This window comes from Streptomyces sp. NBC_00536 (genome assembly GCF_036346295.1).
GTDB lineage: Bacteria > Actinomycetota > Actinomycetes > Streptomycetales > Streptomycetaceae > Streptomyces.
This window is the reverse complement of sequence record NZ_CP107821.1, coordinates 41,560-66,747: the sequence shown is the minus strand read 5'-3', so window position 1 is coordinate 66,747 and position 25,188 is coordinate 41,560. Positions and strand designations below refer to the sequence as shown.

Here is a 25,188-nt window from a genome sequence, read left to right as displayed (position 1 = left end):
GCGCGGAGACAGCACGAAGCACATCCTCGCCGACTCGCACCGTGAAAGGAGATTTGCCATGTCTGCGCGCTTCGCGGAACGCAACGCCTGGGTCGTCCTGGGAGGGGTTCACCTGCTCAATCAGACCGCGCCCCGCCGCGTCGATGACCCGATCGTCCTGGTCAGAGTCGAACCTCAGGAGATCGCGGTGCCGGGCAACACGGTGATCGTGCGATGGGATGACCTCGGCGCCTGTCCCGCCCAGGCGCTGACCGTCGCTGGCGACAAGCTGTCGCAGACGCGCGTGATCGCGGGCGCCGACCTTTTCTTCCACGGCATCGCTGGTCCTGCCCTGCACGCCACGATCGGCACGACCGTGACAGCCGCCCTCGTTCCGCTCTGCTACCTGGCCGAAGCCCCGGGCGGCTATCACGCGTACGCCCCGATCCACTTCTTCCCCGAGGACGCCTGCTTCGTCCGCTCCACACCCTCCCCTGTCGGGACGGGCCCCGTCGAAGATCTCCGCTGGCTGGAACCTGTACTCGAAGCTCACAACGCCTCGGTGCTCCAGCTCAACAACCACAGGCGGTACTACCGCACCCACTTCGCGGGCACCGAGCTGGAAGTCAAGTACAACCTGACGGCCGGAACAGACATCTGGGCAGCCTCCATGGACCTGCTCAAGACCTTGCGAACGGGCGGCCTGGACGGCTGCCGGCCAGAGTTCCGAGATGAGTTCCAGGCCAACTTCACCGAGAACCACCTGTTCGACGTCATGGGCCCCGAGACCGAAGTGGGCTACGCCTCCTTCGTCCGAACCGTGAGCGGCGGCCACGTCCTCAAGCGCAAGTGGTACACCGAGGACGCCTTCGCCCGCCGCGAGGAGCTCTCCCCGGTCCTCGACGTCGCGCAATCCGGCTTCGAGGAACACCTGCGGGGACAGCTCGGCCTGAAGGTACGGGCGATGCCCCCGTTCCGGCGTGTCCGCTACGACGTCCACTGCGAGTCGATGGCCACGGGCCACGTGTACGGCATCTTCTTCGACCACTGCTCGCTCATGAGCGCACCCCACGTGGTGCTGTCGCAATGCGAGCTGGAGTATCGGCGGACGCGCGGCATTGTCGACCAGGACCCTGAGGGGGTGATGAGGGAGATGGAGCGCATCGACAGCTTGCTGTTGGGCTACCTAACCCTGAACGGCTTGGCAGACCAGCGCACCTTCTACTCCAAGCGCAGCTTCCTGCGGGATGCAGTCACCGCCCACCCAGAGCTGGCTTCACTGAAGGTGTAACGCTTGGGCACGTGACTCCGTCCATATAGGCGGCCAGACGTTGACGCAGGGTCACGTCATGGGGTACCGCCGCCGGGAGGATTCATCACGTGTCGACCTCTGTAGTCAGCGACCAGCTCTCCTTCGAGACGTTTGCCGACCTGTTCGCCGAACCGCTGGACGCCACCCCGCCCACCACCGTGGACGAGGAGCCCGAACTGTCGCTCGCCCACGTCTGGATCGTGGCTGCGGAGATCAAGGTGGAGGAACGGATCGCGAAGCTCGCAGACTTCCGCGGCTCTTTCACAACCGTCGAAGGCACCCGGATCGACGCGCTAGAGGTCTACTGCCGCAACTGCCGGCGGCCCTTCGAGGACGTCGCGGACGTCGACTGCGAGGCGCAGCTCGACAACCGCCACCTGATCGGCGGAGACCAGAGCCAGCGGGCAAAGCGCAAGATCCCCGAGATGCCGTCGAACGCCCGCGTCATCCCCGGCGGACGGATGCAGCGGCGCGGAATCAGCGCCTACGTCTCCGGCGTCTCCCGGCCCGCCCGGTGAAGGGACCGTCCGTGCCCCTCCTGATCGTCGGGCTGGCCCTCGGCACCGTCTCCGGGGTCGGCACCCTCCTGGTCACCGAAGACGGGGCACTGGCCGCCGTCGTGGCTGTGGTCGTCATAACCCTGGCCTGGCTTCGGGTCTGGACGATCATCGTGCCCGACACCGACTGACCGAGGCATTGCTCGGCAGCCCGAGACGCAAGCGGGCCCGGACCCTACGGTCCGCCGCGTGAACCCTCCAACGCAGCTCCCGCCCCCCGGCCACCGGGCGCCCAAGCGTCGCATCGCCCGCGACCTGATCGGCCTGTTCCTGGTCAGCACCGGTACGGTCGGTCTGCTCGGGGCCCTGTACAGCGCCGCGCCGCTGGCCGCTCTCGCGCTGGCCGGCTTCGTACTCGTTGTCGGCGGGGGCGGAGTCCTCTACATCTCGCCGCCTCTGCACCCGGCGGTGCGCCTCATCGGCGGGTACGCCGCGCTGGCAATCGGCCTGTGGATCTTCGTCGGCCTCGCCTTCTACCTCACGCCCTGGTCCCTGCTCTTCTTCCTGCTCCTCGCCATCGGCGTGTTCCTGAGCAGCGAGGAGGCGTGAAATGGCCAAGCGTCGCTGGCTTCCCTCCCTCCGCTCGCTGGTCACCTCCGGCCGCCGGGACATCGAGACCAAGCAGATCACCTGGTCCGGCGGCTACACCTCCACCAGCTACGCGGGCACCTCGAATATATGGAGCACCGAAGGCCGCGCGGACGGCTGGGACATCGGCCGTGTCGTCACCGAGGGGTACGAGCGGGTCGTCTGGGTCTACAAGGCCATCGACACCATGGGCAAGCACGCCTCCCGGCTGCCGCTGGAAGTCGGTCGCGGCCTGACCGAGGACGGCGAGTTCGAGGAGGTCATCGAGGACAACCCCCTGCTGCGCGTGCTCAACGGGCGCGCCAACCCGGTCGAGACCGGCCCGCAGTTCCGCAAGAGGCTCTCGGCGCAGATCCTGCTGTCCAAGCGGGGCGCCTTCGTGGAGGTCACCCGCTCCAACCGAGGCACCATCACCAGGCTGGACCTGCTGCCCCCGGACCGCGTCATCCCCGTGCCGGACCCGCGCGGTGAGTACATCGCCCACTTCGAGTTCACCACCCTCCACGGGGAGGTCCGCGAGCTCGACCCCGAACGCGTCCGTTGGATCCGCGACCCGCACCCGACCGACCCGTTCTCCGGCACCACCCCGCTGGAGGCCGCGGGCATCAGCATCGAGCTGGATCACCTCTCCCGCCTCTACAACGTGGCGTTCATCAAAAATGACGCGCGCCCCGGCGGCATCGTCGCCGTCGACACCTCCTCCCTCAGCGACAAGGAGATGGACCGGCTGGAGGCCCGGTTCCTGCCCGGGTCCGAGTTCGCCGGCCACGTCTCCGTCGTCGGCTCCGGGCCCGGCGGCATGAACTACGTCGACCTGGCCGCCCGCCCTCGCGAGATGGCCTACGAAGCCGCCGCGCAGAACGCCAAGATCGAGATCCTGGGCGCGTTCGGCGTCCCCGAGTCCGTCACCGGCAACGCGTCCGGCCGGACCTTCGACAACGCCGAGCAGGAGGAGTACGGGTTCTGGATCCACACCGAGCTCCCCCACCTCAAGCTGATCTCCGATGCGTTCGCCAGCGACCTCGGCGGCCTCGACCTGTCCATCCGCTTCGACACCAGCACGGTCGAGGCGCTGGAACTGCCCCGCCGCAAGCGCCGCGCCGAGGCCCGCGAGGAGTGGAACGCCGGCCTGATCACCGTCGACGAGTACCGCAGACGAGCCGGTCTCCCGGTCTTCGACAACGCCCATACCCGCGCGCTGTGGATTTCCCCGCAGAAGGCGCCTGTCCCCGCCCGGCCTGAGGACGCTGCGGCCCTGGGCATCGCGGGCCCCGGCGCCCCGGGCGGTCCCGGCCAGTTGCCGCCCGGCCAGGCACCCGCCGACCCGAACGCCGCGCTGCCGCCGGCGCCCGACGCCTCCGGTGATGCCGCGGCCGCCGTCGCGCAGGCCCGCGCCGACGCTGGCCAGACGGCCGGACCGGGCGTCGCCGCCGCCGCTGTGGATGCCGCTCGCGCCAGCAGCGCCGTCAACGAGGGTCCTGCGGCGGCCACCGCAGCTGTCGCCGCTGCCCGCCAGGCCGAAGTGCAACCGCCGGGAGAAGCCGCGGCCGCCGTCGCGCAGGCTCTCGGCATCCAGGCAAAGGCTCTGCCGGGGCCCGCCGCCGAAGCCCCGTCCTTCGAGGTCACCGATACCGACTTCGACCGAGGGAACGCGGCCGTGGCCGCCGCACTGGCACCGCTCTTCGACCGCCAGGAGGGCGTCATCGTCGCGCGCCTGCGCTCCCCCAAGGCCCGCAAGGGCACGCCCTTCTGGAAGGACGACGGCCCCAGCGACACCCGCGGTGGCACGGCGGCGCTCGACGTCGACCGTATCGTCGGCACGGATCGGTGGCTGGAGGAGATCGACAGCACCCTGGCCAGGGCCCTGGCCGGAGTCGCACGTACGACGGCCGAGCGCACCGCTGCGGCCTTCGGCGCCACCGAGCCGCCGACACCGGCGTCCGGGGCCATCGTTGCTCTGGTGCTCGACGCCGTAGCAGCAGCAGAGCAGACGGCCCGCAGCTTCCTCGACGCCCTGAGCACCCTGCTCGCGCAGGGGCAGACTGCCGCAGACGATGTGGACGATCTCGTAGCGCTCGTCCGGACCACCTTCACCGACCTGGGGCCGCGGGCCGCCGCCACCATCGCCGAGACCGCGGCCGTCGCAACCGTCAATGGCGCAGCCGACTCCACCGCTGCGGCACTCGGCCCGGACATCGTCCGCACCTGGGTCACACGGCGCGACGACCGGGTTCGTGCCGCACACGCCGCCGTAGACGGCACCACCCTGCCCGTCGGCACCCCATTCCAGGTGGACGGCTACCCCATGAGGTTCCCCGCCGACCAGCTGGCCCCCCTCCACCTGACCATCAACTGCCGATGCCGCCTTCGCTATCGCCTCGACGCCCGCCCGTGATCCACCGCCCGCGCCAGCCGCCACGACCAGCAAGGAGACCCTCGTGAGAGGCGTAGCCCGCTTCCTCCGTTCCCACATGAACGCGCTTCTCTGGACCGCGTGGGCGGCGTTCTTCGTCGTCTACGAGACGATCACCCTGCTCAACCGGCGTGACGACGACACCCTCAGCGAGAACACCCGCCGGCTGTTCCGCATCCGCACCTCGAAAGCCGGAAGGGCCATCTTCACGATTGCGCTGGCGGGCGGTTCCGTGTGGTTCCTCCTCCACATCCTCACCGAGACCATGTAGGAGTCGGCGTGTTGTCGCGCTCCGCCCCGCGGTCCGTGGCAGGGTGAAGGTGTACGACCGAGGCACCACCGCGGACATGACGCCCGCACGGCGGTTCAACCTGAGCACCACCATCTCTGCGCTCCCGGGCGCAGCACCACTACGGAACCGCGTAGATCCACATCGTCAGTCGTCGGACTGACTACCTCCTCGGTCGTGATCTCGGCCTGCCCCGTCTGCGGGGCAGGCCGAGCCCGTTTCCGGGCCGTGAATTTGAGCCCGCGACGTTAACCCCCTGCGGTGTGCATGGTCCGCCGCATGCAGATCACGAACGCCGCTGACCGTATCGCCGCCCGCCTCGAAGCCAAGCGGGCCCGTCGTCCCTGGAACGCGGATCTGCATCCCCGCGACAGCAAGGGGCGCTTCATCGAGACGGGCGGCATCGCCCGTCTCTGGGGTGGCGGCATGGCGCGCGTGCTGCGCTCCCTGGGCGGCCGCCAGGTACTCGTGGAGAACCTGAGCACCCACGAGCGGTCGAATATCCACGCATCCCGGCTGACGATGGTTGCCCGCCCCGACGGCACCGCCCCGACTCGGAGCAAGAAGAAGGTCCGCGACGAGGACGAGCGCCGCCAGGCGGACGGCCGGCGCGGCACCGGCCAGGACGCCGAGGACGCCGGTGACCAGGGCGACACCCCCGACGACCCCCACGCCCAGGACGACGAGGGCAACGGCATCGGGGACGACGCCGACGGCGAGGACCACGGTGCCGGGCCCGAGCCGGACGACGACGAGCCTGACGAGCAGCAGCCCGCGCCCAAGCGGGCCCGCCGCGACCCGAAGCGCCGCTTCAAGACGCTGGAGGACGTCCGCGCGCACTGGGCCAGCGGCAAGCTCCGTCCGTCCACCGATGACGAGAAGGCTCAGGCCTCGCACAACCAGCGCATGGCCGGGCTGATTGACGAGCTCGAAAAGCCGCAGCTCAGCCGCAATGGCCACTTTGTCGTCGGCCGCATGACGATCCGGAAGAACGGCCGCGAGCAGTCCGGCTGGGGCGTCATACACACGGACACCGGCATCCGCCTGACCCTGACGGCACGCAAGGCAGAGGCCGCGGACTTCGCCAACCGGATCGAGGACGCCCAGCTCGACGGCGAACCGATCGACTGGAACAACCCCGACTCCTTCAAGCGCCTCGCCACCCCCGAAGGCCGGGCCATGGCCGGGCGCCTGGCCAAGGAGTCTTCGCAGGCGTTCGCCGAGCGGGCCGCCAAGAAGCGCGAGGGGGCCACCGCCAGGACGAAGCCCGCAACTTCGCCGTCCCCGGAGGCACAGGCCGCACGGCAGGTCACCGAGCGCACCGGCGCCCCGGCCGGGAACGTCGCCGTAGGCCACGTCGGCCCGAAGCAGGCGGCCGGCGACGAGCGCGGCCGCCCCCGCAACTCCGAGGAGCTCCGCGAGTTCTGGAAGCGCGGCGGCGACCAGAACCCCGCTGGGGAGGACACCGAGAAGGCGCAGGCCGAGGCACTGCGCCGCATGGCGAACGATCCGAAACTGCGGATTCACCTGGCCAGTCACCACGGCTTCGCCATCGTGGAGGACACCAGCCGCAGCGACGACTGGCGCTTCACCGTGATGACGGCCGGTTCTGGGCGCCGCATGTCCGGGCTGGGTCCCCACCGCCTCGGCCGCTACGGCAACTTCCCCGACCAGGAGACCGCGGACCGCTTCGCCCTCTACCTGGGCAGCAACCTTCGCGATGGAGACGGCCGGACCCTGGACTGGGGCAGCCCGGACGTGGCGAAGGAGCTGGCCGCCTTCCGTGACAAGGACGGGCAGCCCTCCAACGTTGCGATCTGGCTGCTCGCCGGCCAGTTCGACCGCGAGCGCGGCATGAACGACAGCCAGGCCGCACGGTTCGGCAGGCCCGCGCCTGCCGCCGGTACGGAAGAGCGCGAAGGCACCCGGGACAGTGCGGGCGCCCCCGCGCCGAGTGATGATGTGACCCCGCAGCAGGCCGCCGGCCAGCCGCGCGACAACCAGGAGGAGCAGGGTGAGCGGGTACAAGGCGCTGGTGAAGGCGTTCTGGACGACGTACCGGCCGGAGGCGCTGGCCGAGCTGGCGGAGACGACGCCGCCGGAGACGTTCTTCGCGCAGATCAGCGCGGAGATCGAGGAGCTGATCGCGGAGTACCGGGACGGCTTCCGGGAGGAGACGGCTCCGGGGATGGACTTCCGGGAGGCGATGGGCAGCGTGAACATGGCGACGATGCGGGCGCGGGAGAAGGCGCTGCACGAGATGGTGTACAGCCTGGAGAAGGAGCCGGGGACCGAGGATCTGGAGATGCCGAGGGTGAGCCTGCCGAGGATCGCAGCCGTGTAGGTTTCGGCTCCCGCGAGCAGGAACAGACCGCCCCGCAGTTCCAGCCGCCGGAGGACGGGCGCAGTCTCGTCCCCTCCGGCGTGGCCGCTCGCGTCAAGGCGAACATCGCCGCCATCGAAGTCCTGCGCCGACTGGAGACCGAGAACCGGCCCGCGACCGCCGCCGAGCAGGAGACCCTGGCCCGTTGGTCGGGCTGGGGCGCGACCCCGCAGGTCTTCGTCCCGAACCCGAAGCCGGAGTTCGAGCCGCTCCAGAAGAAGCTCCGCGCCCTTCTCACCGACGACGAGTGGGAAGCCGCCGAGGGCAACACCCTCAACGCCCACTACACCGACCCGTCCATGGTGCAGGCCGTGTGGAAGGCCGTGCGCGAGCTCGGCTTTGACGGCGGCAACGTGCTGGAGCCGGGCAGCGGTTCCGGCAACTTCATCGGTCACGCGCCTGAGGGCGCGCACATGACCGGCATCGAGCTGGACCCGATCACCGCGGGCATCGCGAAGGCGCTCTACCCGCAGGCGGACGTCCGCAATGAGGGCTTCGAGAAGACCCGGGCCGCCGACGGCACGTTCGACCTCACCATCGGAAATGTCCCCTTCGGCGACTACCAGGTCGTGGACCTCCGCCACAACAAGGGCGGCCACAACATCCACAACCACTTCATCCTGAAGTCCCTGGATTTGACCCGCCCCGGCGGCCTGGTCGCCGTCGTCACCTCCCGCTACACCATGGACGGCTCGACGCCCCGTGCCGAAGACGCCCGCATGGAGATGGCCCGTAAGGCCGACCTGGTCGGCGCGATCCGCCTGCCTACCGGCGCGCACCGTCGCACGGCCGGCACCGACGTGGTCACCGACCTGCTCATCTTCCGGCGCCGGGAGAAGGACAAGGAGTACACGTCGGGCCGCCTGCGGAACGGCGAGGTGAAGCCGCCCGAGCAGCGCAAGAAGGACGACCCGCCGGTCTGGGTCCACTCGGTGAAGGTCGAAGACCTCCCCGGCCAGCCGGACGATGAGGCCGAGAAGCTCCTCGCGCCGGACGTCCACGTCAACCCGTACTTCCTGGACAACCCGCAGAACGTGCTCGGCGAGATGGAAGTCGGCCACGGCATGTACGGGCCGGGCGAGCTGCGCGTCGTCGGCGATGGTGACCTGGACGCCTCCCTCGACAAGGCCCTCAAGAAGGCAGTCAGCCGGGCAAAGGCTTCCGGGCTGTCGTACACCCCGGAGACCGGTGAGCGCCGCAAGGTCGAGCTGCTGCCCGAGGGGTCCAACCGCATCGACGGGCACGTAGAGGTCGCCCCCGACGGCACGTTCACGCAGGTTCGCGACGGCATGATCCGCCCCTACGACGTGCCGAGCACCCAGGCGGAGGAGGCGCGCCAGCTCCTGGGCCTGCGCGACTCGTTCAAGGCCCTGGTCGCCGAGGAAGGCCGGGCGGACGCCGACGAGCAGCTCATCGAGACGCTCCGCGGGGACCTGAAGGCCCGCTACGACAAGTACCACGCCAAGTTCGGGTCGCTGAACCGGTTCGAGTGGGCCAAGCGGAAGTCCACGGACCCGGAGACCGGCGCGGCCGTGGAGAAGGCGTACCGCAAGCGCCCTCCGATGGGCGGCCTGCTCACCAAGGACCCGACGATGGCGATCCTGCTGTCGCTGGACTCCTTCGACGCGAACACCGGCACGAGCACCCCCGCAGCGATCTTCACCAAGCGGCAGGCCAAGCACCGCTCCATCGCGGAGCGGGCCAGCTCGCCCGAAGACGCCATGGCGATCGTCATGGAGCAGCACCCCACCCTCAACGGCGAGGCCCTGGGCAAGGTCATGGGCCTCAGTCCGGAAGCGGCCCGGGAGAAGCTCCTGGCCGCGCGCTCCGTCGACCCGGACACCGGCCAGGAGTACCCGCTCGTCTTCGAGCCCCACAATGGCGGCGACCTCATCCCGGCCGCCGACTACCTGTCGGGCAACGTCCGCAAGCGGCTGGAGGAGGCCCAGGCCCTCGCCGGCGAGGACGCCCGCTTCGAGATCAACGTAAAGCAGCTCGAAGCCGTCCTGCCGCCGGACATCTCCCCCGGCGAGATCGACGCGCCCCTGGGCGCGTCCTGGCTCGGCGCCGGCCCCGTGCAGCAGTTCCTCCGCGAGCGACTCAACACCAACCTGGTCACCGTCAGCTACCAGGGCGGCTCGCTGTGGAAGGTGGACGCCCCCGACAGCATCAAGAAGGGCAGGGTCGCGCAGCAGGTCTGGGGCGTGCCCGGCTTCAATGCGGTCAAGCTCGCCGAGACCATCCTGACCAACGGCCGCATCCGCGTCACCTACCAGGACGAGAGCGGCAAGACCTACCTGGACGAGGAAGCCACCGCCGCCGCGCAGACCAAAGCCGACGAGATGCGGGAGGAGTTCCAGGACTGGCTGTGGGCTACCCCTGAGCGCTCCGACGCCATCAAGCGGGCCTACAACTACACGCACAACAACCTGGCTCTCCGCTCGTACGACGGGCAGCGCCGGACGATGCCGGGCCTGGCCGAGTGGTTCAAGCCGCACCCCCATCAGCACGCCGCCGTAGCGCGGATGGTCAACGAACCGGCCGTCCTGCTGGCCCACGAGGTCGGCGCAGGCAAGACGGCCGAGATGACCATGGGCGTGATGGAGCTCCGGCGCCTGGGCCTGATCAACAAGGCCGCCATGGTCGTCCCGAACCACATGCTTCAGCAGTTCACCGACGAGTTCGCGGAGCTGTACCCGGAGTCCGCGGCCAACGGCCGCATCCTGTCCGCGTCCAGCGAAGACCTCCAGGGCCGCAAGCGCCGCGAGTTCATCGCCCGGGTCGCCACCGGCGACTACGACGCGGTGATCCTCACCCAGAACGCCTTCGAGTCCATCCCGATGCGACCCGAGGTCCAGCTCGAATACATCAAGCGCGAGGCCAAGGCCCTCAAGCGGGCGCTGGAGCGGCAGAAGGAGCAGGACCAGGCCGACAAGCCGGGTGTCCGTACGGACTCCCGGATGGTCAAGGAGATCCAGAACCGGCTCCGCAAGCTCGAAGCGAAGATCACCGCGAAGATCGAGGCCTCGAAGGACACCGCCGGCCTGTACTTCGAGGACACCGGCATCGACTACGTGGTCGTGGACGAGGCCCACCACTACAAGAACCTCTCCACGAACTCCGGGATCCCCGGCGCCGGGATCGAGGGCTCCAACAGGGCCTCCGACCTCGACATGAAGCTGGAGTACCTGCGCAGGAACACCAAGTCGGGCCGCGTCGTCACCTTCGCCACCGCCACGCCGATCTCCAACAGCGTGACCGAGGCGCACACCATGCTGCGCTACCTGCGGCCCGACCTCCTGGAAGCCGCCAGGGTCCGCGACTTCGACGAGTTCGCCTCCACCTACGGAAAGATCGTCTCGGGCGTCGAGCTTGCCGCGGACGGCTCCGGATTCAAGGAGGTCTCCCGGTTCGCGGCCTTCCGCAACATGCCCGAGCTGCTGCGGATCTGGAAGACGGTCGCGGACGTCAAGAACAGCGACGACCTCGCCGAGTACCTCGACACCCCCGACGTCGCCAGCGGCAAGGCCATCACGATCTCCGTCGAGCCGACGGAGCAGATGCTCGCCTACCAGGACCAGCTCGCCGCGCGGGCCCGCGCCGTCAAGGGCGGCGACATCGACCCGCGCGTCGACAACATGCTCAAGATCAGCTCGGACGGCAGAAAGGTTTCTCTCGACCCGCGGATGGTCGGCCTGGACGAGAAGGGCCTCAAGCTCTCCACGGCCGCCGATAACATCCGGCGGATCTACGAGGACACGAAGGACGCGGTCTACCCGACCTCGAAGAACAACCCGACCCCGCACGGTACGCCCGGCGGCCTTCAGATCGTCTTCCTGGACATGGGCACGCCCAAGGACCCGGGCAAGGCCAAGAAGAAGGGGAAGAAGGGCGACAGCCCGGCCAGCATGGACGAGCTGGCCGAGTCCCCGTTCCCCGCCTACCAGGAACTGAAGGAGCTGCTGGTCGAGCGGGGCGTTCCGGCCGACAAGGTCCGCTTCATCCACGAGGCCAAGAACGACGCGGAGAAGGCGCGCCTGTTCCATGACGCCCGGACCGGCAAGATCGCCGTGCTCGTCGGCAGCACCGCGAAGATGGGCACGGGAACCAACGTCCAGCTCCGCGCGACGGCACTGCACCACCTCGACTGCCCGTGGCGGCCCGCCGACCTCGAACAGCGCAATGGCCGCATCATCCGCCAGGGCAACATGAACCCCGAGGTGGCGATCTTCCAGTACGTCACCGAGCAGTCCTTCGACGGCTTCTCCTGGCAGACCGTCGCCCGCAAGGCGAAGTTCATCCGCCAGCTCATGAAGGGCAACCTCACCGACCGCACCGTCGAGGACATCCCCGACGGCGTGTTCAACGCCGAGCAGGTCACCGCAATCTCCACCGGCAACCCGCACCTGCTGGAGCAGGCGAACGTCAAGGCCTCCCTCGCGATCCTCAAGCGCAAGCTCAAGGGCCACGAGCGGACGATTGAGGGCTACAAGTCCACGATCCAGGCCACCGAGCGGCTGAGCAAGGCGACCGACCAGCTCGTCGCCCAGCTCCAGGACGTCGTGAAGCGGAAGAAGAACACCCGTGGCGACGACTTCAACGCCACGATCGGGAACACCGACTTCACCAAGCGCGACGAGGCCTCCAAGGCCCTGGCCACCGCCGCCCTCGCCGTACTTCGTCAGGGACAGAACGACCCGCGCGACAGCCGGCCACCGACCGTCATCGGCCGGGTCGGCGGCATCGAGGTCACCGCCAAGTACCGCATGTCCTGGGACAACCACGGCCGTGTGCACCAGGTGGACATCAGCATCCCGGACGTCCCCCAGAGCCGCCACACCTACACGGAGGAAGACCTCCGAACGGAGTCGAACCTGCGCATCACGCGCCTCGAAGACTCCCTTGCCGATGTCGAGAAGAAGATCGTCCGCGCGCAGAGCCACCTCCGCCAGGAAGAGCGCGCCGCAGCCACCGCTCGCGAGCGCGTGAAGAGGCCCTTCGAGCAGGCAGCCGAGCTGGAGGCCGCCGAGCGCCGCTCCAAGCTCGTCAGCGCCATCATCCGCGAGCAGAGCCGCCAGGTCAGCAGCCCGGAAGCCGGGAAGGAGAAGGCCGCCCGCCTGGAGCAGCTGGAGCACCAGCTCCGTGAGGCCCGCATTGCCGCGGGCGAGGACTCCGGCGACATTGACGACCCCGCGGCCGCGCAGGACACCGACCTCCTGCCCCGCACGCCGGCCCCGCCGTCCATCAGCACGGACGAGAAGGGCCGCCCCCGCATCCTGTGGCCGGACGCCGAAGCGAAGAAGGCCGCCAAGGAGCGCGAGAAGCGCGAGAAGGTACAGCGTGCCCGCGAGGAGCGCGGCGAGACCGTACTGGACCCCGAGCAGGTGAGCAGTGAGCTTGCTGCCCTGCGGGAGGAAGAACCGTCCGCGCCGGACGCCGGGCAGCCCGAGCAGGACGCCGGGGAGCCGTCCGTGTCGGCTGTCGACCAGCCCGACCAGGACGCCGGGCAGACGGCCGAGGAGGAGCCGCAGGCCGGTTCGAACGCCTTGGTCGACCTGCACGCCGAGCTGCACACCGTGGACGCGGCAGAAACCCGCCTGCACAAGACGGGGATCGAGACCTGGGGTACCGGGGACCGCGTCCCCGACGGCATCAAGCTCATTCGCCGCGCCGTCTTGGACGCCGTAGCCGCCATGAACGACGGCGAGTACGACACCACGGAGCGCCGCCTCCTGGACGCCCGTGAAAGCATTGAACTGCTGCGGGACAGTTTCGATGACGACGAGCAGGCGGTGGAGGCGCCCCTGCGCGAACTCGCGGACGCGATCGACGCCTACCTGCCCAAGCACCGGGACAAGCGGGACAGCCTGCCGGCCCCGGCCTCCGATGCGACAGACGGCAAAGATTCCGAGAGCGAGGTCACGCTCGACCCCGAGCAGGTACGGGCCGATCTCGACGGGCTCACCAGGGAAACGGCCCCGGACAACGGCAAGACCAGCGAGCCGGCCCAGTCCGAGCCCGACGGCGTCCCGGCCGCTGACGGTACGGAGGAGTCTTCCTCAACCGGTCAGGCCGACGATGCCGCTGAGCAGCCGGCGGACGCGGGCGATGCCCCGGCCGACGCAGCGCAGCCCGAGGAAACGCCTACTCCGACCCCCGAGCCCGACGCCGAAGGGGAATCGACTGACCAGCCTTCCAGCCCTTCCGAATCGGACCGCGGCGCACTGAACGATGCCCTCGCAACGGACAGCAAGGCGGACGGCGAGGACGTCGAACTCCTTGATCCCGAGCAGGTGTCGGCCGGCGACTACGTCCGCGTACAGACGCAAAACACAGCAGGCAACCCGGTCGTCCGCAGCGGCTTCCTCCTTGCCGAACCCAAGCAGGTCACGGCCTCTAGAGACCGCAAGCGCATCAAGGCGTGGCGCCTCTACATCGGTGCGGAAGGCGAGAGCCCGTCCCCGCGCAACGCCGTAACGATCCTGCTGGACGGGAAAGTGGAGCGGATGCCCGCACCCGCCCCGGCCCTGCTTTCGGGCGGCGAAGACGAAGGCGAGCAGCACACGAACACCCTCGGATGGAAGGGTGCGGAAGACGAGCGCGAGAGGGTTGGCGAGCACAACGGCAAGCCTCTCGAAGTTGGCGAGCTCCATATGCGCGGCAACCAGGTCGAGCGCGTCGTCTACCTCGACGGCAAGCCCATCGGCAGGCTGAACGATGCCAACGGCTCTTGGCGAGCGTACGACCAGGAGGGCGGATCCGTTGCCGACCGCTTCTTCTCCGGCTCTGGGGGCCAGTGGGACCACGGGCGGTACGTGCAGCCGGACCCCACCCGAGATGCGGCCGTGGCTATCGCGACCGCGCACGAGAGCGGAGCGCGCCCCAAGATCCGGTTCCTGCACAGCGCCGACCAGATCCCTCAGGCCGAGGCTGAGCGGCTCATGGCGTCTCACCTTGATCCGCGCCTGCGGCCTCGTTGGGATGTTTCCGACACGGAGCGGGGTCGAGCCCGCGTCTACGTGGACGACAACTGGGCGGGAGACATCAAGGGCAAGCGCGACCAGTGGCAGGTCGTAGGAGAGGACGGCAAGCCGAGCGGCACCGTGTATCCCACCAAGGACGCGGCTGCTCAGGCACTCGCGAAGGACTCGCCGCTGCTCAATATTGCTCGCGGCCCGTCTTTCCACTTCCCGGCGCACCCGCGGGAGGTTTCCGAAGACCGGCTCAACCGCTGGATCGAGGAATCGGAGCGGTGGCTGGCCGAAGATGCTCCGGATCTCCCCGACACCGCGCACACACCTCACTGGGTGCGCAAGAATCTGGAGGCCCTCAAGAAGCACCGAGAGCAGCGCGCGGATGCCCACGCCCGCGACAGGGAGTCGCTGGGTGGCGAAGAGCGGATCAACGCCCTGGTGGCGCGTGCCGAGCTGCACGAGACCGACCGGTCGCAACCCAACGCCGACAGCGAAGAGTTCCGGGTCAGGGCCGATGGAGAGGACGTCGGCGGGATCCATCGCTTTGGCGGCTTCTGGCAGGCGTACGCCAGCAACCGTCGTCAGTCTGACTTTTACGACAGGGATCAGGCGATTGCCTTCCTCGTCTCCAACCACGATGAACGCGATGCCGAACGACACAACAGCGACACAGCGGACGACTCGGTTAGCAGGGACCAGGAAGTCGGACAGCAGGAACCCCAGGCCGAGGCCGAGAACCAGGAGGAAGACCGCGATGGGCAGGCCCCTCGCCGCCGCCAGAACGGTGGCGACGGTGGCGACGGTGGTGAGGGACCGCCGAACACGCCTGATGCCCATCCGCCGGGCGAGAACGCTGGCGATGACCGCCGCGACGGCCAGGGTTCCGGCGAGAACCAGCCGCAGGATCGCCGTCGAGAGCAGCAGCGGCGCCGCCGTGACCGCGACCGCAGGAAGCCGGACGCCGCCGGTGGCGATCCGGGCGGTGGCCAGCCGCCCGCTCCACGCCTCCCGAAGGATGACCGCGACCGTGACCGGAACAACCACGGGGAAAGCAGCTCGTCTGGGGACCTGGACGGACCGGGCCGGCTGAAGACCCTCTTGGCCCGATACCGCTCCGGTGACGTCCCCGCGCCCCAAGGCGCGGACCCCGAGCGGCACGCCGAGTACCTTCGCCAGCTCGCCAGCAACGACAGCCTCAACCTGTCCCCTGACGGCAACCTGATCACCTGGACCAACACCGGAGCGACCTGGCGCTTCGGGGTCGCGGCCAACGGCCTGCACCTGGAGGGCTGGGAGGCGCCGGGCGACCAGATCGGCGGGCGTGAAGGTGCCCGGCTGCTGGCCGGCGAGTACGAGCGGCTGCGCGACGAGAACGGAGACGGCATCAACTGGGCGCAGCCGCAGCTCGACGCGGAGGCTCTCCGCCAGTGGCGTGACTCCCGCGGGGAGCCTCTCACCGACGCCATCGACTTCGTGCGGGATTCCTTCATCCGCGCGCGGACGCAGCAGGACGGGCCGGACCACACCGGGAGCGGGATCGAGGAGTCCGCCGAGAGCCCGGACTCCCCCGGCGCAGCCGCCGGTACGGACTCCGACGCCTCAGCGGTTCCGACCGTGGGCTCGGCGGCTGGGGAGGCCGCAGCCGCGGAGAACGAAGGCCTGGGCAACGACGTTGACACGAGCCAGGAACGTAGCGCCGAGAGCGGCGGGGTCGGAGGTGACTCGCCTGCGGCTACGGCACGGCCCGAAGGCGACGGGGGACAGAGCCCTGCGCCGGAGCAGAAGAGGGAGACCAACGATGGTGCTCCGTCTGGCGACCCGGAGCTGGACCTTCGTCCGTTCTGGGGGCCCAACGAGGGCGGCTACGGCAACGTGGTCTCCAATGAGGGCGCAATCCGCCGCTTCGGCAGCCTCGAACGGATGCAGGAGCTGACTGCACGGGCGACACTGCCGGGCCCGGCGCTTCCCACCGACCACGGGCACGAGGTGTGGCTGGACGGCCGCCTCCTCGGCTCCATCAATGACCTGGACATCTACAACCGGACCCTCTACCCCGAGAGCTACGAGCCCAAGTGGCAGGTCGTACCCCAGTTCTTCCCGACGTTCCAGGAACCGATCTACCGCAGTCGTGAGGCCGCCATCGCGGAGATGGTGCTCCGAGGACTGAAGGACGGTCCCCCGGACACGAGCCGGGTGACGAAGGAGATGGCGAGCGACTTCGACCGGTGGCACGACATGTTCTTCCCGAAGAGCCTGCCGGCAGGAGACTTCACGGACGAGGAGGTCGAGCGGTACGAGGCCCTGGACGGACTCCTGCGCGCTCTGGGCGCCGGCCGGACGGTGAGCGGAGATGTTGCGGACGACGTCGCCACCGCCATCGACGAACTCCGGTGGCTGGAAGACCGGTACAACAAGCCGCAGGACGAGAACGTCCACATCTCCCCGAGGGCTCTTGAGCGCAGCCTCGCCAAGACGCTGGACCACCTTCGGCCTGAAGACCCGCGGGCAGCCCATCACCGGGAGAACCAGTACAGGGCCGCGATGCAGGCTCTGGCCGATCTGATCACGGACGACGTCCTCGACCAGTCCGAGGAGGTTCCGGTCGGCGAGCTGCTGGACGGCGACGTAGTGGTGCGCCTTTCGGGCGTACGCGCCTCCACCGGCTCCATGGTCACCAGCACGGGCTACCTGCGCGGGATGCCTCGGAAAGTCACGCTGAAGCGTGGAGGAGTGAAGACCCGGGCCTACCGTGTCCGGGTCGGTCAGACCCCTTGGGAGGACGGGGGCCGCGAGGAAACCATCACCGTCCCGGTGGACGCGATGGTGTTCCGCCGCGCGAACCTGAGCGACGTCGAGATCCGCGAGGAGCAGCTGCGGTACGGCGTGGCCGTGGGTGAGCGGGCTCCCGAGCACCGGTACGACCCGGATACGGACGGCATCGACTACGAGGGCCGGGCCCGCACCCAGGCGCAGCAGGCCGAAAGCGTTGTCGAGACCAGCAACACCGGTGAGGCTGCTGCCTTGCCTGACGCTGGTGATGAGACCCCGGACGCGCCTGACGTGCCGGAACCGGCTGCGGCGTCCGGCGAAGGGCGTACCTCCAGCGACACCGCGGAACCGGCCGTCGAACGGCCCGCGCGCCCCGCTGACACGTCCCCGTCGGCTGGCCGCCCTGAGGCCGAGGAGGGACCTGCTGGTGACGACGCTGCTCCGGAGCCGGACGCCGAGCCCGAACCGGTCGACGGCCGGCCTGCGGAGTGGGTGAAGGTCAGCGAGCTCGGCATCAGCGACCTGGTGCGCATCGAGGGCATCACGAAGACAGGCACACCGCGCACCCTCGCCGGGTACGTGGTGGACGGGCCCAAGGAGATAACGACCGTCCAGGCCCGCCGAGTGCAGGGCATGTATCGGGTGTTGATCGCCGAAACTCCCGACGGCCGCGGCAAGCGGGAGTCGGTGTGGGTGATGCCCGACGCGACCGCAGCCCGCGCCACCCGCGACGACAACGATCGCGTCCAGGGCGCGCCGGAAACCGGTGCTGAAGCCGATATCCGTGCCGGCCGGATCTCCGAACGCGTGCCCACCGACCGCAGCGGTCAGGGCCTGTTCCCGGGCTCGGTCGTCACCGACGCCGACGGCCGCGAAGGTGTCGTTACCGGCGCCAACGCCAACAGCGCCCGGGTCCAGTTCGGCGACGACCGCAGTGACGACACCCATTCCCCCACGTCCCTGAACGTCACCGACGGAGGCGCCGCCCGGCCCAGCGGCTGGACCGCCGACGGGCACCTCGTACGCCCCGGCAACGTCGTGGGAGACCGCAACGGCAACATGCTCGGCACCGTCGAAGACGTGGACGGGGACACCGCGACCGTTGCCACCCCGCAGGGGATGGAGGACCGGCCCGCCACCGACCTCCGTGTCCTCGGCGGCCTCAAGGACGTCGACAGCGGCCAGCCCGCCAAGGTCGGGCGGCTGGAGAGGGTTCCGGTCACCGACATCAACAAGGGCGACTCGATCATCGTGGACGGCCCCGACGGCATGACCACGGTCGAGGTGACCGGCAAGGAGGAGGTCTCCCCCACCCACACCCGGATCACCGCGGTGGACACCACCAGCGGCGAACTGCACAGCCTCGACGGCGGCGCGGATGCCACCTACATGCGGGCTCTGGACGCCGAGGGTCGCCCGGTTCGCCTCGGTCCCGAGGACGCTCCCGACAGCCAGGGCGAGATCACGAGCCGCGAGCTGGCCCCGGCCGTGGACCCTGTCGACGGGCCGACGGTGGAGCCCCAGCTCTCCCCCGAAGAGCGCAACGCCATCGCGGACCGCGGTGAGGCCCCCACCGACTCCCCCGATGCCCAGCAGGCGGCAGCCCGCATCGCCAACGACCTGCCGGTCACTGCGGAGCAGGCCAGCGCCTTGGCCGAGGAGCTGCGAGACGGCGCCGACACCGCAACCCCGGAAGGACGGGCAGCACAGCGCGCGGCGGACCACCTTGACGCTGCGGCCGGCAACGACGTGGAGGAGGCCGGGACACCCGAGCCGGGCACCGTGGGCACCGTCGGTGTCGGCGACACCATCGCCCTGCCGGGCGAGTTCGACCGCGACACCATGGCCGCGTACCGCGTCGTGCAGATCCAGGACGTCCCCGGCGGCGTACGGGTCCTCACGATCGAGGACGAGGACGGTATGCGCTTCAAGCGGTCCTTGACTGCCAGCGATCCGCTCTACCAGCTCCCCGAGCCGGAGGCCCCGACGGACGACCCGGATGCGGAACCGCGCGACCCCAACCCGGGTCCGGACACCGACCAGCTGCGTGCCGACTACGCGGACGCCGTGGTGCGCGCCGTCATCGACAACGCGATCGAGGGCACCAACACCCCGGGAAGCATCCACCAGCTCCGTGAACAGATCGCCCAGCAGCTCACCCCCGAGAGCCTGCGCGCGTCCATGCGCCAGGCTCGCAACGGTGCACTCGCCGCGATCACCAACACCGGTGTCGAAGGAGACCAGCACGACGAACTGGTGCGCTCACTGCGCCCTGAGGCATCCCGCGCCCGTACCGACGCGATCCGTGCGGCACTCCGTACGGTGGACGACCTCGAACCGCTCGACGGGGAATCGGAGGAGGACACCGCCCGGCGCGCGGCGGACCTGCTCCGCCTGATTCCCGAGGCGCTGCGCAGCCGGCCGGACAGCGCTCCGGACGACGGGCAGAGCCCCGTGGACGAAGCCGTGACTCAGCACGCCGACGAGGCCGTGGGCGAAGCGCTTCAGGCGGCGGCGAGCGGCGGCCCGCTCACCGACGAGCGCAGGGCGGCCATCGTGGCGCAGCTCGCCGAGCGCATGGCCGCGACCCGAGCCGCCACGGCAGAGCGGATCGCGGCGAACGTGCCTGCCGGCCGCCGCCCTGGGGTCCTGGCGCGCATCGTGGCGGGGCTCGTCCTGCTCGCGCAGAAGCTCATCGCGCTGATCGCCGCCTTCCTGAAGGCTCTGGCCAAGCTGTGGCGGAGCGGCAGGGCCGGTCTGCGCCGTGTCCGTGAGCGGATCTCCCGCTTCCGTCGCGGCCTGATGCAGCGGGTCCGCTCGTGGCCCGAGACGCGCCGTCTGCGCCGCCTGGCCGCGGCCGCCGACCTTCCCGAGCACGCTGACGGGCTGCCGCTCGGTGACCGGGTGGCTCACTGGGCACGGCTCCTTCCGGCGCCGGGCCGCTTCGGTCAGGTGTCCCGCCGGGCCCGCTGGTACCGCCCGACCACGCGTTCGTCGCTGGCGGCCGGACAGCTTCCGCCGGTGCAGGACGGTGTGCGGTGGACCGCGGAACGCGCGGTCGACGGCGGCCCCGGCCCGCAGACCCTGCGTCACCTGGCCGCTCTGAGGGCTGCTGGTCAGGACGTGGACCAGGACGTGGTGGCCCGGCTCGCGGCCGCCGCGCCCGAGCTCGGGGATGACCCGCACGGCACCGTCCGGCACGCCACGGACTACGCCGAGTCGGCAGAACGCCGCCTTCGTGATCTCGAAGCGGCGGCAGCCGGCGGGGCCCCGGATGCGGACCTGGAGATCGCCGCCACCCGCGTTGAGGCGCAGTCTGCTCGGCAGGAAGCGGCCCGCCTCCAGCAGTCCTACGCGGCCGCGCTCCCCGGCGCCGTCCGCGACAGCATCGCCGAGGTCCGCGAGGTAGGACCGGGTACCACTGCATCGCTGGTCACCACCCCCGACAGCGACCCGGGTGCCGTCCGCGCGCTCACGGACGTCTCCCAGTTCATCCCCCGGGACTGGCTGTCGCCGACAGAGGCCCGGTTCATCGGAGCCCGCAGCGGAGATGCAGGCGGCTACGACCCGGACAGCCGGATCGCGACCGTCGCTGACCTCGGAGACGGCGGCCGACGGGCGGCAGCCCACGCACTGCTCGCCCACCTTCAGCAGCACTACCCCGACCTGCTGGCGGCCCAGGAGGCCTTCCACTTCACCCGGACCCACAGCGGCCGGACCGGAGCGCGGCGCCGAACCAGCCTGGACGCGCTTCTGGCCCGGCTATTCCGCGGGCGCACGGAGCAGGGTGGAACCGGCGACCTGGTGGCGCTGGGGCTGGGGACGCTGTTCTCCGGCAGCTGGTACGAGGACGACGACCTGCGAGCTTTCCTCCTCGGACTGCTCGCCACCCGGTAGAAGGAGAACGCCATGATGGTGACAGGGACGCTGGAGGACGGCGCCGCGTACGAAGTCCAGATCACCGGCCGCGAGGACCGGCCGGTGATCGGATCCCGCCGCGTGCGGGCGCTGGTCGAGCAGCACACGGGTCGGCCTGTGCTGCTCGGCCCGCTCGGGCCCCGGCGCATGCTGTCGGCCTCGGATACGTCCGCGGTGCTTGCGCTGCTGCGGCAGAACACCGCAGTGGTCGAGGTCAGACCGTGATCACGGCGCTTCGGGCGCACACATAGGTTGTGGAGGTGTCCTAGGCTGCTCCCGACGGATCCGGCGACGCGGAGGAGCATCAGTGGCTAGAACACGGCACATTGTGCGCGAGTCAGTTGTGCCGGCCACTGTCGCGCTACTCGTCTTCGCCGCCGTGGTGTTGCCCGGAGACGGCCTCAGTGGACCGCGCTTTGCGGCGGGGGCCGCCGCCTACCTGCTCACGTCCGTTGGGCTGCACGTCCTCGTCCAGCAGGCCCAGCGCACACGGCGATAGCGCCTCACACCATGATGGCGAACACCCACAGGTGTGCGTCAGGGCCCGGCAGGATCACGTAGTGGACGATGGTGGTGCGCGTCGTGATGACGCGCACCGAGTCGTCCATCTCGTACTTGTCGGCCTGCGGCCAGGACCACGGGTCGGCGCATGCGCGCAGTACAGCCTCGTGCAGTTCTTCGCGCTCGGGCACGGGAAGCTCGCGGATCGTCCGGCCGACGTTGGCCGCGAACCGTGCGGGGACGGCGGTCACCGGCCGAAGACCTCCGCCATGCTCATCGCCCCGTCCTCGGTCCGCCCCGCAGCGTTCCAGTGCGCGAACGCCCCGCGAGCGAGCTCCTGGGCACGGGCCTCCCGGCCGCCGCCTCCAGGTGTCTGGGCCGCGCGCAGCACCGCGGCAACGTACTCGTCGACCGGAAGGCCGCAGCGGTCGGCCTCCGCTTCGACCTCGGCCGCCAGGGCGTCGTCCATGGACAGGGTCAACGTAGTCATGCGTCGAGAGTAGCGAGCGAGCCGCAGCCGCGGCAGGGGATCAGCCCGAGACGTTAGGCGTCTCTGGCCCGGATCTTCCGCCCGTGGACTACGCATACGCCGTGAAGACGCTTCCCCAGCCCGAGGCCGATCCCGCAGCCGACCCGGCCGCGCCTCCGCCGCCAGAACCCCAGCCCCCGCAGCAGGACGACGCGCGCCCTTGGGCAGGTGACGTGTACGACGAGGGTGACGAGACAGACCCTGCGCAGGCCTTCGCCGCGTTCTCCGGGCAGGCCGGCGAGCAGGCATGGCTGGACAAGGCCGAGGACGGGACCCTCACCGGATGGGTCCGCGACGAGACCGGCCAGGTATGGCGGTACTCGGACCCGGACGCCTGGGCGATCGACGTGGACGACTCGGGCATGGCGCAGACCGGCGGGACCGGCGCGGCCGCCGGAGGGCCCGGCGCGGACCCGGCAGAAGGAGAGCAGGCTGCGGTGCCCGGCGCAGGCACGATTCCGGCGCCCGAAGACGCCTCACCGCTGGACTTCGGGACCGCTGACGAGGTCGTACCGGTTGCGGGGGACCCCGCCGCCGCACCGGAGGGGCCGGCCGACCCGGCGGCGGAGGACGAGCTCGCGGCGGAGACCGACGAGGAAGAGCCGGAGGAGGACGAGGAGGCCGAGGACGAGAACCCGTTCGGCAAGGGCAAGAAGAAGGCGAAGCCGTGATCGGGCTCGGGCTCGGGGAAGCCCACGGCGTGGGGAGCACAGGACACTAGCCGGTCCGTGGGGGCACGGTGCGGACCGCCGAGACGTCCGCCAGGAGGAACCCACCGTGCCCCGCACCCCGCCGTCGCCCAACACCCCAACCCGCCGCCTGTCAGTGAACAAGGGCGTCGTCCGCGCCATCTACGCCGTCACCGGGGTCGTGGACGAGGTGCAAGACCTCATCGTTCCCGGTGCGTTCTCCCGGACGCTCGCCACGCGCAGGGTCAAGGCCGCCTGGCATCACGAGTGGAAGGACCCCGTCGGTACCGTCTTGGACGTCGAGGAGTGGCTGCCGGGCGATCCCCGCTTCGCCTCGATACCCGGTGGTCTGGTCTGGCCGCGCGAAGCCGGAGCCCTGGTGGCCACGGTCCAGTACAACCTGCGCACCACCCGCGGCCGGGACACGTACGAGCAGGTCAAGCAGTGGCACGAGAATGGAGAAGCCCAGTTCTCCATCGGCTACAAGGTCGTCACTGGCGGGGCGTCGAAGCGCCATGACGGGGTCCGCATCATCCACGACCTGGACCTCTACGAGATCAGCCCGGTTCTGCACGGCGCCCACCCCATGACGCGCTCCCTGGAGGTCAAGGCCACGGGCCTGGCCGGGGAGGGTCTGGAGCGCAAAGCCACCTGGTCGGCGGTCGAGCTCAAGGCGGCCGAGACGGCGACCGGACGCGGCGCCATGGTCGCGCTGCGCCTGCCTGCGGACGTCGCGGCGCAGCTCGCGCAGCCGGACGGAACTCCGGCCGAGCACCTGCACATCACCCTCGCCTACCTCGGAGACGCGGCGGCCCTTGGCGGCGGCCCGGAAGACCTCCGTGACACCGTGGCCTCCGCCGTGTCCGGGCGTGGCCCGCTCAACGGCACGGTCGGCGGTATCGGCCGGTTCCCCGACACCGGAGACGGTGAGCCCACGTGGGTGCCGGTGGACGTCCCGGGATTGGCCGAGCTGCGGCAGCGGATCGTGGAGGCGCTCGGCACCTCCGTGTACGCGGACAAGGTGCGTACCGAGCACGGGTTCACACCGCACATCACGCTCGGCTACGACCTCCCCGATGTCCCGCCGGTGGCAGCCACCCCCGTGGCGTTCGATCAGGTCGCCATCGTCCGCGGCCCGGACACCGTGCTGGTCCCCCTGGGCGTGGCACCGGCCGCGGCCCCTCTGCCTACGGCCACGGGCGCCACCCCGGCCGTCCCGCAGCAGATGCCGCCGGCGCCGCCCGCACCCGTCGAAGCGAAGTCCGCCGCGCAGATCGTGATCGAGGCGAAGTCGGCCCGCCTTCCCGCCTCCTCCGTAGGCCACACGACGGCGTACAAGTCGGCGGCTCAGATCGTCCTCGAAGCCAAGTCCGCCCACCCGCTTCCGGAGAAGCCCATGCACGCACCGCTGCCCGTCTCCTACGAACAGCTGCGATCCCGGCTCGGGGAAGCAGCCCGCGCCCTCCTCGCGCCCGACGACGACGAGCTCTTCGTGGCCATCGAGGCGACATACCCCGACCGTGTGATCGTCTCCCTCAACGCCCGGGACCAGACCACGACCTACGCCATCCCCTACACCGTCACCGGCCGCGACATCGACCTCGGCACCCCCACCCCGGTCGAGCTCACCACAGTGGCGCTGCCCATCACCGGCGACTCCCACGCCGTCGAGGGCGACGAGGTGATCGACGCCCGGTTCATTCAGCCGACCGCCGCCGCCCTCCAGGACGCCACCGCGCTCATCGAAGTCTCGGGCGCGCGGTCGCAGCACCTTCAGCACCTCAAGCCCACGATCAGCAACCTGCTCACCTCTCTTGCGAAGAAGGGCCTCCCCATGACCGAGCACGAAGAAGACGTACCGAAGGGCTCGTCTCTGAACCTGTGGGACAGCGAGTACGAGATCACGGACGGCTGGGATGACGATGACGAAGAGCAGCCCGCAGAGGGGGCCGAGGCACCAGCCGCCGCGGGTGTTCCCAGTGGGAACGCGGGCGCCGAGGAAGCGGTGCCGGACCGTCGCGCCGTACCCGACGACGAGGACCGGGAGGACGACCCGGAAGCCGACAAGGTCCGTCTCGACGCAGACGAGGTGAAGGCAATGCTGGCCGCCCTAACCCTCTGACCTGCATAAACATCGCACTCCCGGGCGCAGATCCTTTCGTGCCCGGGAGCCCGAGACGTTAGACCCTCGACTCCCATTGCATACGCCTCGCGTTGAGGCGTCCCGGTGCTGGCCGGGCGAGCGACGCACGCCATCGCCCATCCAGCACAGGAGAGTGCATTCCCA

General features: G+C 70.1%; 12 protein-coding genes. 10 read left to right on the top strand and 2 right to left on the bottom strand.

Going from position 1 to position 25,188, the window contains the following annotated elements; genetic code table 11:
• Positions 1–58: 58 nt before the first annotated feature.
• The 8 genes from OHS33_RS38820 (at position 59) to OHS33_RS38785 (ending at position 21,407) form a co-directional block, all read left to right on the top strand.
• On the top strand, positions 59–1,270 hold the full coding sequence (locus tag OHS33_RS38820; RefSeq protein ID WP_330335735.1) for a hypothetical protein: 1,212 nt from the start codon (positions 59–61) through the stop codon (positions 1,268–1,270).
• A gap of 89 nt (positions 1,271–1,359) precedes the next feature.
• Entirely contained in the window at positions 1,360–1,809 is a 450-nt protein-coding gene (locus tag OHS33_RS38815; protein WP_330335734.1) for a hypothetical protein, read from the top strand.
• An 11-nt stretch (positions 1,810–1,820) separates the two neighbouring features.
• Complete coding sequence (locus tag OHS33_RS38810) at positions 1,821–1,979, top strand: hypothetical protein (RefSeq protein ID WP_330335733.1); 159 nt, start codon at positions 1,821–1,823, stop codon at positions 1,977–1,979.
• A 58-nt stretch (positions 1,980–2,037) separates the two neighbouring features.
• Positions 2,038–2,397 carry a hypothetical protein gene (locus OHS33_RS38805; RefSeq protein WP_330335732.1) on the top strand — a complete coding sequence of 120 codons (360 nt, stop codon included), beginning with the start codon at positions 2,038–2,040 and terminating at the stop codon, positions 2,395–2,397.
• Position 2,398: 1 nt separating this feature from the next.
• Complete coding sequence (locus tag OHS33_RS38800; RefSeq protein WP_330335731.1) at positions 2,399–4,831, top strand: phage portal protein; 2,433 nt, start codon at positions 2,399–2,401, stop codon at positions 4,829–4,831.
• Positions 4,832–4,907: 76 nt separating this feature from the next.
• A complete protein-coding gene (locus tag OHS33_RS38795) occupies positions 4,908–5,120 on the top strand; it encodes a hypothetical protein (protein WP_330335730.1) in 213 nt (70 codons plus the stop codon).
• A gap of 297 nt (positions 5,121–5,417) precedes the next feature.
• Complete coding sequence (locus OHS33_RS38790) at positions 5,418–21,161, top strand: DEAD/DEAH box helicase family protein (RefSeq protein WP_330335729.1); 15,744 nt, start codon at positions 5,418–5,420, stop codon at positions 21,159–21,161.
• Between the two features lie 12 nt (positions 21,162–21,173).
• On the top strand, positions 21,174–21,407 hold the full coding sequence (locus OHS33_RS38785) for a hypothetical protein (RefSeq protein WP_042814048.1): 234 nt from the start codon (positions 21,174–21,176) through the stop codon (positions 21,405–21,407).
• A 278-nt stretch (positions 21,408–21,685) separates the two neighbouring features.
• Here the strand turns inward: OHS33_RS38785 and OHS33_RS38780 are convergent, their stop codons facing one another.
• The gene (locus tag OHS33_RS38780) at positions 21,686–21,934 is read right to left on the bottom strand and encodes a hypothetical protein (RefSeq protein WP_330335728.1); all 249 of its coding nucleotides are present in this window, start codon (positions 21,932–21,934) and stop codon (positions 21,686–21,688) included.
• Entirely contained in the window at positions 21,931–22,173 is a 243-nt protein-coding gene (locus tag OHS33_RS38775) for a hypothetical protein (RefSeq protein ID WP_330335727.1), read from the bottom strand. Before OHS33_RS38775 ends, OHS33_RS38780 begins: the two co-directional genes overlap by 4 nt.
• Before the next feature lie 101 nt (positions 22,174–22,274).
• Between OHS33_RS38775 and OHS33_RS38770 the strand changes: the two genes are divergently transcribed.
• The gene (locus OHS33_RS38770) at positions 22,275–22,883 is read left to right on the top strand and encodes a hypothetical protein (protein ID WP_330335726.1); all 609 of its coding nucleotides are present in this window, start codon (positions 22,275–22,277) and stop codon (positions 22,881–22,883) included.
• A 106-nt stretch (positions 22,884–22,989) separates the two neighbouring features.
• Entirely contained in the window at positions 22,990–25,023 is a 2,034-nt protein-coding gene (locus OHS33_RS38765) for an HK97 family phage prohead protease (protein ID WP_330335725.1), read from the top strand.
• Positions 25,024–25,188: the final 165 nt, after the last annotated feature.

Bases quoted from the DNA above. Each gene is read 5' to 3' on its own strand.
- OHS33_RS38790 (WP_330335729.1), top strand. From the start codon at position 5,418: ATGCAGATCACGAACGCCGCTGACCGTATCGCCGCCCGCCTCGAAGCC.
- OHS33_RS38795 (WP_330335730.1), top strand. From the start codon at position 4,908: ATGAACGCGCTTCTCTGGACCGCGTGGGCGGCGTTCTTCGTCGTCTAC.
- OHS33_RS38775 (WP_330335727.1), bottom strand. From the start codon at position 22,173: ATGACTACGTTGACCCTGTCCATGGACGACGCCCTGGCGGCCGAGGTC.
- OHS33_RS38785 (WP_042814048.1), top strand. From the start codon at position 21,174: ATGATGGTGACAGGGACGCTGGAGGACGGCGCCGCGTACGAAGTCCAG.
- OHS33_RS38820 (WP_330335735.1), top strand. From the start codon at position 59: ATGTCTGCGCGCTTCGCGGAACGCAACGCCTGGGTCGTCCTGGGAGGG.
- OHS33_RS38800 (WP_330335731.1), top strand. From the start codon at position 2,399: ATGGCCAAGCGTCGCTGGCTTCCCTCCCTCCGCTCGCTGGTCACCTCC.